Raw genomic sequence first — 15,385 nt, forward strand, 5'->3', positions numbered from 1 at the left:
AGCATGATCCGACGGGCGAACGAGAACGATGTGGAAGCCATCACCGGGCTCGTGTACGAACTGGCCGACTATGAGAAATCGCTCGAACACTGCACGGTGAAACCCGAACAGATCGCTGCCGCTCTATTCGGACCAGCACCTTCGGTGTTCGCCCACGTCGCCGAGAACGACGGCGAGGTCGTGGGAGTGGCTCTGTGGTTCCTGAACTTCTCCACCTGGGATGGCGTCAACGGCATCTATCTCGAAGACCTCTATGTCAAACCCGCATTTCGCGGAGCGGGCCATGGCAGAGCACTACTCGCCGCACTGGCCACGGAGTGCATCGAGAAGGGGTACACCCGGCTGAGTTGGTGGGTGCTCGATTGGAACACCCCGTCGATCGGCTTCTACCGTTCACTCGGCGCTCTCGCTCAGGACGAGTGGACGACGTTCCGGATGACCGGTGATGCACTGGCTGCCCTCGCGAATACGTCCAGCTCGAGCTAGTAGTCGGGCCGACCTACCGAATGCACAGCCGAGTACGGTCGTCTACATTTTTTCGTCGAAGTCCCCGTACTCGGCGGCCATCCATCTCGACGACGGCGGGCTGAAAAGCAACACCAGGATCGCGATCACTACCAGTCCGAGCAACGCACCGTACAGCGGCTGATGCGAGTCGGTGAGCAGCGACCAGACGACCGGCAACAGGAGGAACTGTACGACCAGAGCGATGGCTCGAGCCCAACGCTTACCCGCCACCAGTGCCCCACCCGCAGCTCCGACGGCCAGTCCGACCACTGCGAACCATCCGGCGGTTCCGTAGCCGTTCGCGGCGGAATCCTCGACACCGCCGACTGCGCGGACAAGTAGAACTACGGCAACGACCAACGCTACGAGTCCTTGGAGGGCGACGAGCACCCCGGCGGACCGGAAGGTCGAAGGCGGCACCAGTGGCTGCGAAGGCGTTGACACCCGGCCAGCCTAGAACACCGCCGTCGGACCGCTAGGCTGATGCCCCGTGCGCGCGCTTCTGATCGTCAACCCCAATGCGACATCGACCACTCCTGCTGCCCGTGACCTGTTGGCGCACGCGCTGTCGAGCCGCGTTCGCGTCACGGTCGCCCACACCACGCACCGAGATCACGCGGCCGAATTGGCACGCGAAGCTCGGGAGGACGGTATGGGCCTGGTCATCGTCCACGGTGGTGACGGCACGGTGAACGAGGTCATCAACGGACTGCTCGGTGTTCCGCTTCCGACGTCGATGCGATCAGTGACGATCGGGGCCATCCCGGCTTTGGCCGTGGTGCCTGGAGGCAGTGCGAATGTCTTCGCCCGCTCCCTTGGAATCGAACCCGACCCGGTAGCTGCCACCAATCAGCTCATCGAGCTTCTTGCGTCGCGGTCGAGACGGACGATCGGCCTCGCCCACTGCGACAACCGGTGGTTCACATTCAATGCCGGCCTAGGACTCGATGCCGACGTATGTCGTGCGATCGACGCGAGCCGCAAGGACGGACGCCCTGTTTCTGCCACTCGCTACGTTCGGTCGGCCGTACGCGAGTTCTTTCGGCACAAGCGTCACGAGCCGATGTTGACAGTCGAGGTGCCGGGCCACGACCCGATCACCGGCGTGCATTACGCGTTCGTTTCCAATTCGAGTCCGTGGACCTATCTCGATGCCAGGCCGGTTCACACCAATCCCGGGACCACGTTCGATACCGGACTCGGGTTGTTCGCAATGAGGACGACCAAGGTGGTGCCCAGCCTTCTGGTGTCGCGACAACTTCTATCTGCAGGCGCGGAACCCAAGTCTCGCAATCTCTTTCGCATCGACGATGTGCCGCGAATCAAGATCACTTCGACCGAACCGATCGGCCTGCAGATGGACGGCGATTATCTCGGGGAGCGCACCGAGGCCGAATTCTTCGCAACTCCGTCTGCACTGGAAGTCATAGCCCCGCCGTCCGAATGACCCCTGCGCCGACGGGCGGAGCAGGCAGCTTCACCCTCGCTCGGTCAGACTCGTCCAGCCTGTTTCCAGCCGCGCTTACCACGGCAGCGACAACGGTGTATAGCGAGAATTCGCCGCAAGGGGTACAAAGGAGCGCAGCAGGCTTGAGGCAGCCTAACAGAGTGAGCTTGACCACGGTCACGCGGCAATCTATTGACTTCCCCTGAGTTCGTGAAAGCATTCACAAGCAACAGAGCGGAAACATTGGTTACGCACTCGCGAACATCAATGAAACGGAAAACGGTGCTTCGGCGCCCGGTAAGGAGCAGAGGATGGACTGGCGCCACAACGCTATTTGTCGCGACGAAGACCCGGAACTATTTTTCCCCGTGGGAAACAGTGGCCCGGCACTCGCACAAATCGCCGATGCCAAAGTCGTCTGCACGCGATGCCCTGTCACGGCTGATTGCCTTTCATGGGCACTCGAGTCCGGCCAGGATGCGGGCGTGTGGGGCGGCATGAGCGAAGACGAGCGTCGCGCACTCAAGCGTCGTAATGCTCGCACGCGAGCACGTAGCTCCGTCTGACGTTCCCAGGAACAAGAGCAGGCAAAAACTCGGTCCATACTCGGACCGAGTTTTTTTCTGCGCACACTCTCCAATCAGATCCTCGGACCGCGTCTGCCCAATGGCACGCGAAGCGAGGCGTCGGTTCCGCCACCTGTAGCGCGATGCAGCCCCAGCGACCCACCCAACTCTGCCGAGACGAGCGTCCGCACGATTTGCAGCCCTAGTCCCTCGGACTTCTCGAGGGAGAAACCAGGAGGCAGACCTGGACCGTCGTCGTGGACAACGACGTCGAGCCACCGCGCCGATCGGTCGGCCGTGATGCGGACCACTCCATCGGTACTTGCCACGAAACCGTGCTCCATGGCGTTCTGGACCAACTCTGCGAGCACCATGACCAGCGGCGTTGCACGTTCGGCGGAAAAGACCCCCAGCGCGCCCTCCCGCACCACGCGAACGCGCGGATTGACTGTCGCAATATCCAACATGATGGGCACCAACCGGTCGACTATTTCGTCGAGGTCGACTTCCTCGTCCACCGACATCGAGAGCATTTCGTGAACCAGTGCGATCGAGGTCACCCTCCGCACCGATTCCGACAACGCGGTGCGCGCCTCTTCGTTCTCCAGTCGTCTCGACTGCAGCCGTAACAGCGCAGCGACGGTTTGCAGGTTGTTCTTCACCCGATGGTGAATCTCGCGAATGGTCGCATCTTTGCTCAGCAGAGCACGATCGCGGCGCTTGACTTCGGTGACGTCGCGGACCAGCACTATTGCACCGACAGATTCACCACGCGGTCGGAGTGGAAGGGTTCTGATCAGCACGGTCGCGCCGCGCGCGTCGACTTCCATGCGATGACCTGCATCTCCCGAAGTGGAGGCCGCAATGTGGTCGGCCACCTCCTGGGAATCGAACGGGTCGGTGATCAAGGAACGCGTCACCGAGGCAAGATCCCGTCCCGAAAGCTCGGTCGCCAATCCCATACGGTGATACGCCGACAGCGCGTTGGGGCTGGCATAGACAACCCGACCATCGGTGTCGAGCCGAATGAAACCGTCACCGGCACGCGGAGACGAGTTCACGTCGGTTCGTTCGGCCGGCGTCGGAAACGTTCCCTCATTGATCATCCGGCAGAGGTCATCGGCACAATCTCGGTACGCGCTCTCCAGCGCGCTGGGAGGCCGCTGTTGGGCAGGGTTGATATCGCGAGTGAGAACGGCGATGACGTGATCACCACACCTCACCGGCACGCTTTCGGTACCGGAAGCACCGCCGCGGACGATGTCGCGGGTGATCAACGAGTCGATCACGGTCGGGTGTTGTAACTCCGACACGATCGACCCCACCATGTCCTCGGTGAAGGCAGTGGAAGCCGTTGTCGGCCTGCACTGGGCAACGCAGAGCACTTCGGCATCGGGACGATCGGCCGCGTTGCCGGTGCCGACCCACAGCAGCAGATCGGCAAAGGACAGGTCGGCCAGAAGCTGCCACTCCCCGACCACTCGCTGCAAATGATCGACGGCATCCCCGGGAAGGTCGGTGTGCTCGGCAAGAAGGTCACTGAGAGTCGACACGGTGAACGGCGACTGGGCTCAGGACACCACTGCGATGAGATCACCTTGTTTGATGACATCACCGACTTTGACGTCGATTTTGGTTACGGTACCCGCGATTTCGGCCAGCACCGGAATCTCCATCTTCATCGATTCGAGAACCACGAGAGTGTCGCCGTGAGCGACTGTGTCCCCCTCGGCTACCACGATCTCGAAGACAGTCGACACCATCTCTGCCCGCACGTCTTCGGCCATTAATTTCCCTCTCGTTCAGTGATCCGCACCACAAGCACCTCCAACTCATCAGGCACCCGTAGAAGGACAGCCAATCACACGTGAAAGACTGTAGTGAACATACGAGAGGAGCTACACATGGGTAAGCGTGGGCGTAAGAAGCGCAGTCGCAAGAACAACAAGGCAAATCACGGCAAGCGTCCGAACAGCTGACGCTCGGACCGAGAACCGAGAAAGGCCAGGGAGCTTGAAACGCTCCCTGGCCTTTTTCCGTTTCTATCGAACCGACTTGGTCCTGGATGCCTCAGTCGGATTCGGTCTGCCGAATCAGGACCGTTCTCCGAATCTCGATGCTGAGGCGCTCGCGCAGACCACTCGGAGCTTGATCTCCACCACACTTACGGCTGATCAGATTCTTGACCTTCTCCTCGATACCGTAAGCCGCGAAGCACGACCCGCACTCGTCTATGTGCTTCTGTAGACGCTTCCGACTGGCGTCGTCGCACTCGTCGTCGAGCATCAGCCATACATCGGCGATCACCGCCGAGCAGTCGAGATTGTCGAACTCGCTTTGCCCCGCATCGTCGGGAGTTGCCTCGGACGTCACTTCGACACCTCCTGCTCGTACGCATCGACCGCGCCGTTGCGGTTGAATCCACGCTCACGGGCCACACCAGCGAGCAGGCCCCTCAGTTGCTTACGACCACGATGCAAACGCGACATCACCGTTCCGATCGGCGTTCCCATGATCTCGGCGATCTCCTTGTAGGGAAAACCTTCCACGTCTGCGTAATACACAGCCATTCGGAAGTCCTCGGGCAGAGACTGTAACGCGGCCTTGATGTCGTCATCGGGAAGTGCGTCCAGCGCTTCCACCTCGGCGGAACGCAAACCGACTGACGAGTGCTCAGCGGTGGCGGCCAACTGCCAATCGGTGATCTCGTCGGTCGGGTACTGAGCCGGCTGGCGTTGCTTCTTGCGATAAGAGTTGATGTAGGTATTGGTCAGGATGCGATACAGCCACGCCTTGAGGTTCGTGCCCTCACGGAACGATCTGAACGCCGTGTACGCCTTGACGTACGTTTCTTGAACCAGATCCTCCGCATCGGCAGGATTGCGGGTCATTCGCAGTGCGGCACCGTACAGCTGATCCAGCATCGGGAGCGCGTCACGTTCGAAACGCTCGGTCAACTCGGTCGCCGATTCAGCTGTCGCCTGAGCTTTCGGCTCGACTTCCTCCACGCTGATCCCTTCGGTAGCCATGTTCGACCAGGCTACCGCGGGCGAGGGCAGCCCCAAAACGTAGATCGCTTCGCTACCGACAGGTGTGCGCGAGGGGCGCTCTGTTGTCGAAACCGTCACAGCAGATCCCTTCCTTCCCAGCTAGAGATTCTTGCGTGTTCAACACCGACGCGACGCCACGTGTTCCCTCGAGCCCAGTTCCACCACGACGCCGATATGGTTGCGCGCATGCGCGGCGCCCCCACTCCTGCCATCACGGTGCTGGCCCAGGCGAAAGTGCACCACCGACTGCACAGCTACGAGCACGACCCGAACTCCTCCTCGTACGGGACCGAAGCCGCAGACATTCTGACCGCGCGACTCGGACTGGCGTGTGGGCAGATTTTGAAGACCCTCGTGGTCGAGTGCGCCGACCGCACGCTCGCGGTTGCAGTACTACCCGTCACCACGACACTGTCCCTGAAGTCGGCGGCGGCGGCTCTCGGCACTCGTAAAGTGACCATGGCCGATCAGGCTCAGGCAGAGCGATCGACCGGGTACGTGCTCGGCGGGATATCACCACTGGGGCAACGGCGGGCGTTGGCCACCATCGTCGACGACTCGGCACTCTCGTGGGACCGGGTGCTGTGTAGTGGAGGTAGGCGCGGACTGGAAATCGAGCTCGATCCCCGCGAACTGGTTCGGCTCTGCAAGGCGGTCACGGCTCCCATCGCGACGGAGTGAACGTCGATGCGCAAAGATGAAGGAGTGAGCACCTGGACAGCGCCGTCGACCACAGAGCCCGTACATGCAACGGTGATCCTGCCCGGATCCAAGTCGATGACGAACCGAGCACTGATCATTTCTGCTCTTGCGACCGGCCCGTCCACGGTGTCGGGAACATTGCGGAGCCGAGACACCGATCTGATGATCGCCGCTCTGCGTGATCTCGGGGTACGGATCGACATCGATGAAGACGATCCGACCGAGCTGCACATCATTCCCGGCCCACTCCACGGTTGTTCGATCGAATGTGGTCTCGCCGGAACCGTCATGCGGTTCGTTCCACCGCTCGCCACGCTTGCCTACGGTGCAGTCTTCTTCGACGGCGACGAGCAAGCCCGTTCGCGGCCTCTGGATACCATCCTGGGAGCTTTACGGTCGGTGGGCGCACAGGTGGAGGGTGACTCGCTCCCGTTCAGCGTGACAGGCACTGGGCGCCTGAGTGGCGGCGCCGTCGACATCGACGCATCCGGATCCTCACAGTTCGTGTCCGGGCTCATGCTGTCCGCCGCAGCATTCGACGACGGCATCACCATTCACCACATTGGCAAACCTGTGCCGTCGATGCCACACATCGAGATGACGGTGCACATGCTCAGGCAGGCCGGGGTGCGAGTGGAGACCCCCCAGGACAGCGGCGACGCCGATACCTGGCGTGTCCACCCGGGACCGGTTGCCCCGGTGCACTGGGTCATCGAACCGGATCTGTCGAACGCGACACCGTTTCTGGCTGCAGCTGCGGTCACCGGCGGTGAAGTGCGCGTACCCCAGTGGCCGGCCGCAACGACGCAACCGGGCGATGCGATCCGCGAGATCCTTCGGTCCATGGGCGCCGAGGTCGAACTCACCGACGGCACCCTCGTAGTGTCGGGACCGAACGTGCTGCACGGCATCGATATCGACCTACACGAGGTAGGCGAACTCACCCCGACAGTGGCAGCACTGGCAGCGCTCGCCGATGGACCGTCCTGGCTTCGCGGGATCGCACATCTGCGCGGCCATGAGACCGATCGACTGAAAGCACTGGCCACCGAAATCGGCAGGCTCGGCGGAAAAGCCGTCGAAACCGCCGACGGTCTCGAGATCACGCCGGCTCCCCTCGGTTCCGGACTGTGGCACGCATATGCCGATCATCGAATGGCGACGGCCGGCGCAATACTCGGACTCCGCGTACCCGGAGTGCAGGTAGACGACATCGGCACCACGGCAAAGACATTGCCCGGGTTCGAGACCCTCTGGTCCGACATGCTCGCCGGTTCACCCTCGCACCTCGAGACCGACGGGAACATGTCCTGACGCCGCGCAGGTACGACGAATCGGACGTACGCATACGTCCAGGAAAGAGCTCGCGACCTCGGACCAAGACCCGGCCCGAACATGCCGATGCCGAATCGGCCATGGTCGTCGCGGTCGATAGAGGCAGGTGGGGATGCGTTCTGGGAGGTGACCCGAACCGGCCCGTTGTCACCATGCGCGCACGTGAACTGGGCCGGACACCGATCGTCGTCGGAGACGACGTCGACATCGTCGGAGATCTGACCGGCAAGGTCGATACCCTCGCTCGTATAGTCCGCGTGGCCGAGCGTCGCACGGTGCTCCGCCGTACAGCCGACGACACCGATCCCTTCGAACGCGTCGTCGTCGCCAACGCCGAGCAACTACTCATCGTCGCTGCGCTGGCCGATCCGCCGCCGCGTACCGGCTTCGTCGAGCGTGCACTGGTCGCCGCCTACGTCGGCGGTCTGTCACCGATTCTGTGCCTGACCAAGAGCGACCTCGCGGATCCGACCGAATTCACCGCATCTTTCGCCGATTTGGACGTACCTGTGGTTCTCGCCGGCCAAAGCGAGGACCTCACCGAGCTGACGGCCACGTTGCGGGGCAAACTGACCGCACTGATCGGGCACTCGGGAGTCGGAAAGTCCACCCTCGTCAATCGACTCGTCCCCGACGCGCATCGCGCCGTCGGCGTCGTATCGGGCGTAGGCAAGGGGCGGCACACATCGACGCAGTCGGTGGCCTTGCCTTTGCCCAGCGGCGGATGGGTCGTCGACACCCCGGGCATCAGATCCTTCGGCCTCGCGCACATCTCACCGCACGACGTCGTGGCTGCCTTCTCCGACCTCGCCGACGCCATCGAGGAGTGCTCACGAGGATGCACCCATCTAGGACCGCCCGCCGATCCCGAATGTGCCCTCGATGATTTGACCGGCGACGCAGCCCGTCGCGTCCGCGCCGTTCGCGGCCTTCTCGAGGCCGTACGCACGAACGACGCCTGGCAGTAGATCACCAGACGTCGTTCGTGGTTTCGAACCGTAAGTACTACTTCACTTGACTTTTCGCCCGAACAGTCCGCGGGAATTCCTGGCTTCACGAATCGCCGTTGCAAGGCCGCGACGCTTCCCGGTCTCGGGATCGATGGTCAGCAGACCCGCAGGCTCATTGGCGAACTTACGTTCGGATGCTGTCTCCGGCGCATCGTCCGCGGTAGCCCGAAGATACTTGTTCGGCAGCGAGAGCTTGGCGATTGTTCGCCACGACAACAGATACTGCTTGCCGATCGATCCGGTGGTGTACGGCAAATCGTATTTCTCGGCGAGCTGCACAACGCGAACCTTGATTTCCCGCAAACGATTACTGGGAAGATCCGGGAACAGGTGGTGTTCGATCTGATAGCAGAGGTTTCCGCTCATGAATTCCATGACGGGGCCCGCATCGAAATTCGCACTGCCGAGCATCTGACGCAGGTACCACTGCCCCTGAGTCTCGCCCTCCATGTCGGACTTGGTGAACTTCTCGGCGCCGTCGGGAAAGTGACCGCAGAAGATGACGGTGTTCGTCCACACGTTGCGAATCATGTTCGCGAGGAGATTCGCCGTCATCGTCGACTTCCACGCGGGACCGGTCAGAGCCGGGTACACCACATAGTCCTTGACGACCTGCCTGCCGACCTTCTCGAGAACCTCGCGGCGCTTCTGAACGAACTCCTCGCGCGGAATACGCCCCTTGGCAACCTTGCCCAGTTCGAGGTGCTGGGCTGCGACGCCGTACTCGAAGAACAGCTGCAGCAGCAGGTTGAACACCGGGTTACCGAGATTGAACGGCTTCCAGCGCTGATCGCGAGTCACCCGCAGCAACCCGTAACCGACGTCGTCGTCCATGCCGAGGATGTTGGTGTACTTGTGATGAATGTAGTTGTGGGTCTGCTTCCAATGCGCGGACGGTCCGGTGTTGTCCCACTCCCACGAAGTGGAGTGAATCTCCGGGTCGTTCATCCAATCCCATTGCCCGTGCATCACGTTGTGCCCGAGTTCCATGTTCTCGATGATCTTCGCGGCGCCGAGCAGTCCCGCGCCGAGCAACCAGGCGGGACGCTTACGGCTCGCGAAAAGAGTTGCACGACCACCGATCTCGAGTGCGCGCTGGAAGCGAATCGTATTGCGAATATATTTCGCATCACGCTCGCCCCGCGAAGACTCGATGTCCCGACGAATCGCGTCGAGTTCGATTCCGAGCGCTTCCACGTCGGCGTCGGTCAGATGTGCGTATTCTTTGATTTCCGAAATCGCCATAGGATACGGCCCTCCTGGCAGTCGTCGAGGTGCACTTCGTACACGTTCTTGAAACGACCGTACCGCAACTTACGGTTGCGTAGGTTACGCACGCGTAGGTGTGAGTGAACTCACTCGCCCTGTGTACGACGCATCGCCTTCGCCTGCCGCTTGGCTTCCTTTTTTGCGTTCCGAAGGGTGACTCGGGCTTCGGCGATAGCCGAACGAAGTCCTCGCCGCTCACCGGTCATCGGATCGATTCGGAGCGCATGGACGGCAGGAACCTCACCCGTGCGGAAACGCCGCTCGGAACTCGTTTCGGGCGCATTGTCGGAGGTAGCCCGCAACCATGAGTCCGGGAGCGAAAGCTTGTGAATGGTACGGAGCGCCAACAGGTATTGCTTACCCAGCGAGCCCGTGGTGTACGGAAGGTCGTACTTCTCACAGAGCGCATGCACGCGCTCGGAGATTTCCGCGTACCGGTTGCTTGGAAGATCGGGGAACATGTGGTGCTCGATCTGGTAACACAGGTTGCCCGACATGAATGCCATGACCTTGCCCGCCTCGAAGTTCGCACTTCCCAGCATTTGCCGCATGTACCACTCGGCACGGGTCTCGTTCTCGAACTGGCCGATGGTGAACTTCTCTGCACCATCGGGGAAATGTCCGCAGAAGATCACTACGTAGGTCCACAGGTTGCGCACGAGGTTCGCCGTCGCATTGGCAGTCAAAGTCGACTTCCACGCGGGGCCGGTCAGCGCAGGAAAGAGAACGAAATCCTTGCCAACCTGACGGGCGATCTTGCGGCCGAACTGTCGGTTGGACGCCGACTTCCAGAACGGCAGATTCGTCTCGCCGTCGAGATCCTTCTTCGCATCGAGATCGTGCAGGGCGATGCCCCACTCGAAAGTCATGGCAAGAAGAACATTGGCCAAAGGCTGAATCAGGTTGATTGGCTTCCATGGCTCGTCACGAGTCATACGGAGAATACCGAAACCGATATCGTCGTCCATTCCGACGATGTTCGTGTACGTGTGATGCGAGTAGTTGTGCGCTCGCTTCCACTGCTCCGACGGCCCCGTCTGATCCCACTCCCACGAGACGGAATGAATCTCCGGATCGTTCATCCAATCCCATTGCCCGTGCATCACATTGTGCCCGAGCTCCATGTTCTCGATGATCTTTGCAACGCTGAGCATCGCTGTTCCTGCTAACCAAGCGGGCCGATACTTGCTGCCCAACAGCACAATTCGAGCTCCGAGCTCCAAACTGCGTTGCACCCGGATGGTCCGGCGGATATAGGCGGCATCCTTGGCACCGCGACTGTCCTCGATATCACGTCGTACCGCGTCGAGTTCCCGTCCGAAGGCTTCCATATCGGCTTCGGTCAGGTGAGCAAACTCCTTGATGTCCGAAATGGCCATCGTGGTCCTCCAGGGGTCCTGGGCCTAGCACTGATGGCTTAGCCCGAATGTCTGTCAGGCGACGGAGCGCCTAGCCAAATAATAACCGAAGATACTGAGAGGTAGGTGTGCTCCCCCGCAGCGCACAGGCGTTTACAGGTCGAGAGTGCAGTCGCCGGCCGCGGCCGAGATGCACGTCTGAATTCGATCACCTTCACCGTGCTGTTTACCTGAGCGGAGATCGATGACATGGCCAGCAGTCAGCGGGACCACGCAGGTCTGACAAATCCCCATCCGGCATCCGAAAGGCATCTGTACACCGACATTTTCGCCTGCCTCGAGCAGACTGGTCGCGCCATCGACCTCAGTGGAACGATCGGACTTTGCGAACGTTACCGTTCCGCCCTTACCTGAAGTGTCAGCGCGCGAAATCTCGAATCTCTCGAGGTGAAGCTTGTCTTCCAACCCCTCGTGTTTCCACACGCGCTCGATCTCTTCGAGGAGCGAAGCGGGACCACACGCCCATGTCTCACGGGTGCGCCAGTCCGGGTACAGCTCGTCGAGCGAGGCAAGTGCGAACTTGCCATCGGAGCGTGTCAGCTGAATATGCGAATGAAATTGTGGATGCGCCTCGGCAAGTGCAGAGAGTTCGTCCGCGAACATGACCTCATCCTCGGTGGGCGCCGAGTGAATGTGCACGGTGTCCGACAATTCTCCATGACGGTCCAGCGCTCGCAGCATCGAAATCACCGGCGTGATGCCACTACCGGCGGTAATGAACAGAATCTTCTCCGGAGGCGGAGTCGGAAGCGCAAAATTTCCTTTCGGCGCAGCCAGTCGAACGATGGTGCCCTGTGGAACTCCACCGACCAGGTGGCTGGAGAGGAAACCCTCGGGCATCGCCTTCACGGTGATCGAAATACGCTTTTCGTCCCAGTTCGGCGGTGACGTCAGCGAATACGAACGCCAATGCCACCTACCGCCGAGGTGAAGACCGATTCCGATGTACTGGCCGGGCTTGTAATCGAAATTGAAACCCCACCCCGGTTGAATGACCAGCGTCACCGCGGTCGCAGTTTCCTGCTTCACCTCGACGACGCGTCCGCGCAGCTCTCTCGCCGACCACAACGGATTGGCGAGGTGCAGGTAATCGTCGGGAAGCAGCGGAGTCGTAATCCTGGTGAACGCTCCGCGCAGCATGTTCAGCTTGGGCCGCTTGGGCGCAGATACGTCCGCAGCAGGTGCTTCCAGCCACTTCTTGAGGTCCATCCGGTTGGTCATCCCCTCGCTCGAGGCAACGATACGTTGCTGTAAGTTACGCTACCGTAGGTTGACGAAACGCAAAAGCGATGTGGGTTACACCGCCGTCACAGCAACGCGAGCAAGAACGGCAATTCCTGCGTCGCGTACCACGCCAGACTGTGGTCCTCGGCATCGCCGAGGACGAACTCTGCGTCGGGGTCACCGACGTCGGCCGCGTCGACTACCGCAACAGCTTTTCCGACAGCATCCTCCGCGCCCTCCAGATCGAGGTGAACCGACGCCACCTCGTCCATGCGCAACGGGTTCTTCAACCGAACGACCGCGTCGTCGAGATCGGGACGAAGCGTCGGGTCCTCGACGTCCGCAGCAATTACCGCACGTCGATTCACCACTCCCCCGTCGACTACCCCGGCATCGGTCTCGTCCTCGATACCTGCAGCGATGAGCCGCAATGACGCCCTGGCTGCCTCGTTCATTGCAACCTCGGCCAACTCCTCGTCGTCACCCGAGGAGTACGCCTCTCGAAGAGACGGCGTCACCGCGAACGCGGTCCTGCTCACCGGATGGAGTTCACCGTCTGCCACCAGCGTCCTCAACATCGCTACCGTCGCCGGTATGTACACCCTCACAGTAGAACTCCTCATACTCTCGACTCGTTGCTGGCATCGATCAGCTCTTCCAGAGACTCGAGTAGCAGTGCTGTCACCACATCGACGTCGGGCATCGCACCCCGATCGGCGTTCAACCCGAAGTACACAGAGCCGTCGTACGACGTCAGACCGATACTGAGGGCCTGATTCTCGAAGAGTGGCGACACCGGGTACATCTCCAGCATGCGCGCCCCACCGACATACAGTGGAAACTGCGGTCCCGGAGCGTTGGTGATGATCAGGTTGAACAATCGCTTCGAAAGCCGACTACCCGCTCGCGCGCCCATTGCATGCAAGCTGGCCGGAGCAAATCCTGAAATCCGCATCAAAGTTTGAGCCGTCACTCCGGGTGACTGTCGCGCATGAGCTTCGGTCGCATGAGAAATATGCGACAGCCGGACGACTGCGTTGGGCTCACCTACGGGCAGGTCTACGAGAAAGGACGACACTTCACTGCGCGGCACCTCTGCTTCCGGCTCACCGGTCAGTCTGGCCGCGTGCTCGACGGGTCCTGCCCCTTCGTTCGAGACGTACACCGACATCGGCACCAACGCCCGAATCGTCGAGGACTCGGTCACCGGTTCGCCCCGCGAGAGAAGCCAGTTGCGCAACGCACCCGTCACCACAGCAAGCACGACATCGTTGATCGAGCAACCGAATCGGGTGTGGATCTTTCGGTAGTCCGACAGTTCTGTCTTCGCCACCGCAAACCGACGATTTCGAGATATCGGAGTATTCAGCGGGCTGGAGGGCGCAACCTGTGCCGCCGTGCGTACGGCGGAAAACACTTTGCCCGTCGCAGCAACGGCCTCGCTCGCCACGTCGGTGATGCTACGGAACGCACCTCGGACGGCTTCGACGCCTTCACTGGGGCGAATGATCATCTCGGTGATGGCATCGAGGACGAGTGTCGTGTCCTTGGGCTCGCGCGCCGGCATCCACAGTTCCTCGGCCATCACAGGGGGACTCTTGCTCGCGTCGAGGATGACTTGACCGAGCTCGAGTGCCAGCTCCCCGTCCACGAGCGCAGAATGCGATTTGGTGAAGATGGCGAACCTGTTTTTGGACAACCCCTCCACGAGATACATCTCCCATAGTGGACGTGTTCGGTCCAGGGGTCTGGAGGTGAGCCGGGCAATCAAGTCGTGAAGCTGGTCATCGGAACCCGGTTTCGGTAACGCAGACCGGCGAATGTGATAGGTGATGTCGAAGTCCGGATCATCGACCCATACCGGGCGCGCCAGCCCGAATGCGACCTCGCGAACCTTCTGCCGATAGCGAGGCACGAGAACCAGACGCTCCTCGACGAGCTCGAGCAAACTCTCATAACTGAAACCGCTGCGCGGTGTGCGGAAGGTCGCCAAAGATCCCAAATGCATGGGCGTGCTGCTGGCCTCGAGAAAGTAGAAAGACGCATCCTGCGTAGTCAGCCTTGTCGCCATCGCGAATCCTGCTCCCCGTTTCCGTTCGCCGGTACCGGCTAGTTCTGCCCGACGCTCGAACCGACCATGCCGATCGAACTTGGATGAAGCAAAACGCTACAGCCATTTCTACCGGCTGCACGAAAGACAACAGTGGAACCGTACGGCCTCCGGTTCCGTCTCATTCACTAGAGGATGCATACACCGCGACGTAAGGGATGCAAAAAATGGACAACCCACCCGTGTCGAACCGTCATACATTCCTTTCGCACGCCCGGCCTTTCGAGCCACCGACGGCGCCTGGAAGTGCCGCCGTACACGCCAGGAAACGTCTCGATCACCATCTCGCACACGTGCAGGCCCGAAGCCAGTCGGACCGTCGACGTCGCCCCTTCCAGCGAAGTCTCGGAAACCACGCTCACGGGGGCACGCCTGGATCGAATGTAGTAAACCCAGCCGAGAGTCAGGCTTCCGACGACGCACAGCGGGGGGCAGAACGCGCGTTGCGACTGATCCTGGAGGTTCTCGACAGACGCCGAACAACCGCCAGGCTGGGCGCCTTGTTCACCCCCACAGTTGTCGAGTCGCTGAAAACCCTTGTGAATTCGCAGCCACCCGGCCAGAGTCTAGGCGCCGCGTCACTCCGACGGGTGCATGTGAGTCGATGTGCGAAGAACTCCGCGGAGGTGTTCGGCACCTATGCCCGCGGACCGCGCATCTTTGCCGTGGCCGCCCGCCTCGAGTATCGAAAGACTGCGCGATACTCGGGCTGGACGGTCACCTCCGTCAGGATCCGTTGAGAATTAC

At 61.1% G+C, this 15,385-nt stretch carries 17 protein-coding genes; 7 read left to right on the forward strand and 10 right to left on the reverse strand.

Annotation, left to right across the window (positions count from 1 at the left end):
• Positions 1-3 precede the first annotated feature (3 nt).
• A complete protein-coding gene (locus E5720_RS03060; RefSeq protein WP_136172409.1) occupies positions 4-486 on the forward strand; it encodes a GNAT family N-acetyltransferase in 483 nt (160 codons plus the stop codon).
• A 42-nt stretch (positions 487-528) separates the two neighbouring features.
• Here the strand turns inward: E5720_RS03060 and E5720_RS03065 are convergent, their stop codons facing one another.
• Positions 529-951 (reverse strand): hypothetical protein, encoded by a 423-nt coding sequence (locus tag E5720_RS03065; RefSeq protein ID WP_136169418.1) that lies wholly within the window; start codon positions 949-951, stop codon positions 529-531.
• A 46-nt stretch (positions 952-997) separates the two neighbouring features.
• Here E5720_RS03065 and E5720_RS03070 point away from each other — a divergent pair, with 46 nt between their 5' ends.
• Both E5720_RS03070 and E5720_RS03075 read left to right on the forward strand, forming a co-directional pair.
• On the forward strand, positions 998-1,954 hold the full coding sequence (locus tag E5720_RS03070; RefSeq protein WP_136169419.1) for a diacylglycerol kinase family protein: 957 nt from the start codon (positions 998-1,000) through the stop codon (positions 1,952-1,954).
• 311 nt (positions 1,955-2,265) lie between these two features.
• On the forward strand, positions 2,266-2,520 hold the full coding sequence (locus tag E5720_RS03075; RefSeq protein ID WP_136169420.1) for a WhiB family transcriptional regulator: 255 nt from the start codon (positions 2,266-2,268) through the stop codon (positions 2,518-2,520).
• A gap of 74 nt (positions 2,521-2,594) precedes the next feature.
• Here E5720_RS03075 and E5720_RS03080 read toward each other — a convergent pair whose 3' ends face one another.
• From E5720_RS03080 to E5720_RS03100, 4 genes are all read right to left on the reverse strand, one after another.
• Positions 2,595-4,073: a PAS domain-containing sensor histidine kinase gene (locus E5720_RS03080; RefSeq protein WP_136169421.1), complete on the reverse strand. Its 1,479-nt coding sequence runs from the start codon at positions 4,071-4,073 to the stop codon at positions 2,595-2,597.
• An 18-nt stretch (positions 4,074-4,091) separates the two neighbouring features.
• Positions 4,092-4,307 (reverse strand): biotin/lipoyl-binding carrier protein, encoded by a 216-nt coding sequence (locus E5720_RS03085; RefSeq protein ID WP_084346870.1) that lies wholly within the window; start codon positions 4,305-4,307, stop codon positions 4,092-4,094.
• Between the two features lie 283 nt (positions 4,308-4,590).
• Positions 4,591-4,806, reverse strand: a complete 216-nt coding sequence (gene rsrA, locus E5720_RS03095) for a mycothiol system anti-sigma-R factor (protein ID WP_247596281.1) — start codon at positions 4,804-4,806, stop codon at positions 4,591-4,593.
• A gap of 83 nt (positions 4,807-4,889) precedes the next feature.
• Positions 4,890-5,549: a sigma-70 family RNA polymerase sigma factor gene (locus tag E5720_RS03100; RefSeq protein WP_136172410.1), complete on the reverse strand. Its 660-nt coding sequence runs from the start codon at positions 5,547-5,549 to the stop codon at positions 4,890-4,892.
• Between the two features lie 207 nt (positions 5,550-5,756).
• Between E5720_RS03100 and ybaK the strand changes: the two genes are divergently transcribed.
• The 3 genes from ybaK to rsgA are packed head-to-tail and all read left to right on the forward strand — an operon-like array spanning position 5,757 to position 8,575.
• Positions 5,757-6,251 (forward strand): Cys-tRNA(Pro) deacylase, encoded by a 495-nt coding sequence (ybaK, locus tag E5720_RS03105; RefSeq protein WP_210729948.1) that lies wholly within the window; start codon positions 5,757-5,759, stop codon positions 6,249-6,251.
• Between the two features lie 6 nt (positions 6,252-6,257).
• Entirely contained in the window at positions 6,258-7,586 is a 1,329-nt protein-coding gene (aroA, locus tag E5720_RS03110; protein WP_136169423.1) for a 3-phosphoshikimate 1-carboxyvinyltransferase, read from the forward strand.
• Complete coding sequence (gene rsgA, locus E5720_RS03115; RefSeq protein WP_210730012.1) at positions 7,583-8,575, forward strand: ribosome small subunit-dependent GTPase A; 993 nt, start codon at positions 7,583-7,585, stop codon at positions 8,573-8,575. Before aroA ends, rsgA begins: the two co-directional genes overlap by 4 nt.
• Before the next feature lie 42 nt (positions 8,576-8,617).
• On the opposite strand, the gene E5720_RS03120 is transcribed toward rsgA, so the two are convergent.
• The 5 genes from E5720_RS03120 to E5720_RS03140 form a co-directional block, all read right to left on the reverse strand.
• Positions 8,618-9,862: a fatty acid desaturase gene (locus E5720_RS03120; protein WP_136169425.1), complete on the reverse strand. Its 1,245-nt coding sequence runs from the start codon at positions 9,860-9,862 to the stop codon at positions 8,618-8,620.
• A 110-nt stretch (positions 9,863-9,972) separates the two neighbouring features.
• Positions 9,973-11,265: an acyl-CoA desaturase gene (locus E5720_RS03125; RefSeq protein WP_136169426.1), complete on the reverse strand. Its 1,293-nt coding sequence runs from the start codon at positions 11,263-11,265 to the stop codon at positions 9,973-9,975.
• A gap of 132 nt (positions 11,266-11,397) precedes the next feature.
• Positions 11,398-12,513, reverse strand: a complete 1,116-nt coding sequence (locus tag E5720_RS03130; protein ID WP_136169427.1) for a ferredoxin reductase — start codon at positions 12,511-12,513, stop codon at positions 11,398-11,400.
• A gap of 98 nt (positions 12,514-12,611) precedes the next feature.
• Entirely contained in the window at positions 12,612-13,151 is a 540-nt protein-coding gene (locus E5720_RS03135) for a hypothetical protein (RefSeq protein WP_210729949.1), read from the reverse strand.
• Positions 13,148-14,599 carry a wax ester/triacylglycerol synthase family O-acyltransferase gene (locus tag E5720_RS03140; RefSeq protein WP_136169429.1) on the reverse strand — a complete coding sequence of 484 codons (1,452 nt, stop codon included), beginning with the start codon at positions 14,597-14,599 and terminating at the stop codon, positions 13,148-13,150. The genes E5720_RS03135 and E5720_RS03140 overlap by 4 nt, the downstream gene beginning before the upstream one ends.
• Before the next feature lie 206 nt (positions 14,600-14,805).
• Here E5720_RS03140 and E5720_RS21930 point away from each other — a divergent pair, with 206 nt between their 5' ends.
• Positions 14,806-15,378 (forward strand): Rv3235 family protein, encoded by a 573-nt coding sequence (locus E5720_RS21930; protein WP_247596147.1) that lies wholly within the window; start codon positions 14,806-14,808, stop codon positions 15,376-15,378.
• Positions 15,379-15,385 lie beyond the last annotated feature (7 nt).

Origin of the sequence: Rhodococcus sp. PAMC28707, assembly GCF_004795915.1 — a bacterium.
GTDB lineage: Bacteria > Actinomycetota > Actinomycetes > Mycobacteriales > Mycobacteriaceae > Rhodococcoides.

Excerpts from the sequence above, each read along its gene's own strand:
- E5720_RS03060 (WP_136172409.1), top strand. The coding sequence starts at position 4 with ATGATCCGACGGGCGAACGAGAACGATGTGGAAGCCATCACCGGGCTC.
- E5720_RS03075 (WP_136169420.1), top strand. The coding sequence starts at position 2,266 with ATGGACTGGCGCCACAACGCTATTTGTCGCGACGAAGACCCGGAACTA.
- E5720_RS03085 (WP_084346870.1), bottom strand. The coding sequence starts at position 4,307 with ATGGCCGAAGACGTGCGGGCAGAGATGGTGTCGACTGTCTTCGAGATC.
- rsrA (WP_247596281.1), bottom strand. The coding sequence starts at position 4,806 with ATGCTCGACGACGAGTGCGACGACGCCAGTCGGAAGCGTCTACAGAAG.
- E5720_RS03100 (WP_136172410.1), bottom strand. The coding sequence starts at position 5,549 with ATGGCTACCGAAGGGATCAGCGTGGAGGAAGTCGAGCCGAAAGCTCAG.
- ybaK (WP_210729948.1), top strand. The coding sequence starts at position 5,757 with ATGCGCGGCGCCCCCACTCCTGCCATCACGGTGCTGGCCCAGGCGAAA.
- aroA (WP_136169423.1), top strand. The coding sequence starts at position 6,258 with ATGCGCAAAGATGAAGGAGTGAGCACCTGGACAGCGCCGTCGACCACA.
- E5720_RS03120 (WP_136169425.1), bottom strand. The coding sequence starts at position 9,862 with ATGGCGATTTCGGAAATCAAAGAATACGCACATCTGACCGACGCCGAC.
- E5720_RS03125 (WP_136169426.1), bottom strand. The coding sequence starts at position 11,265 with ATGGCCATTTCGGACATCAAGGAGTTTGCTCACCTGACCGAAGCCGAT.
- E5720_RS03130 (WP_136169427.1), bottom strand. The coding sequence starts at position 12,513 with ATGGACCTCAAGAAGTGGCTGGAAGCACCTGCTGCGGACGTATCTGCG.
- E5720_RS03135 (WP_210729949.1), bottom strand. The coding sequence starts at position 13,151 with ATGAGGAGTTCTACTGTGAGGGTGTACATACCGGCGACGGTAGCGATG.
- E5720_RS03140 (WP_136169429.1), bottom strand. The coding sequence starts at position 14,599 with ATGGCGACAAGGCTGACTACGCAGGATGCGTCTTTCTACTTTCTCGAG.
- E5720_RS21930 (WP_247596147.1), top strand. The coding sequence starts at position 14,806 with ATGGACAACCCACCCGTGTCGAACCGTCATACATTCCTTTCGCACGCC.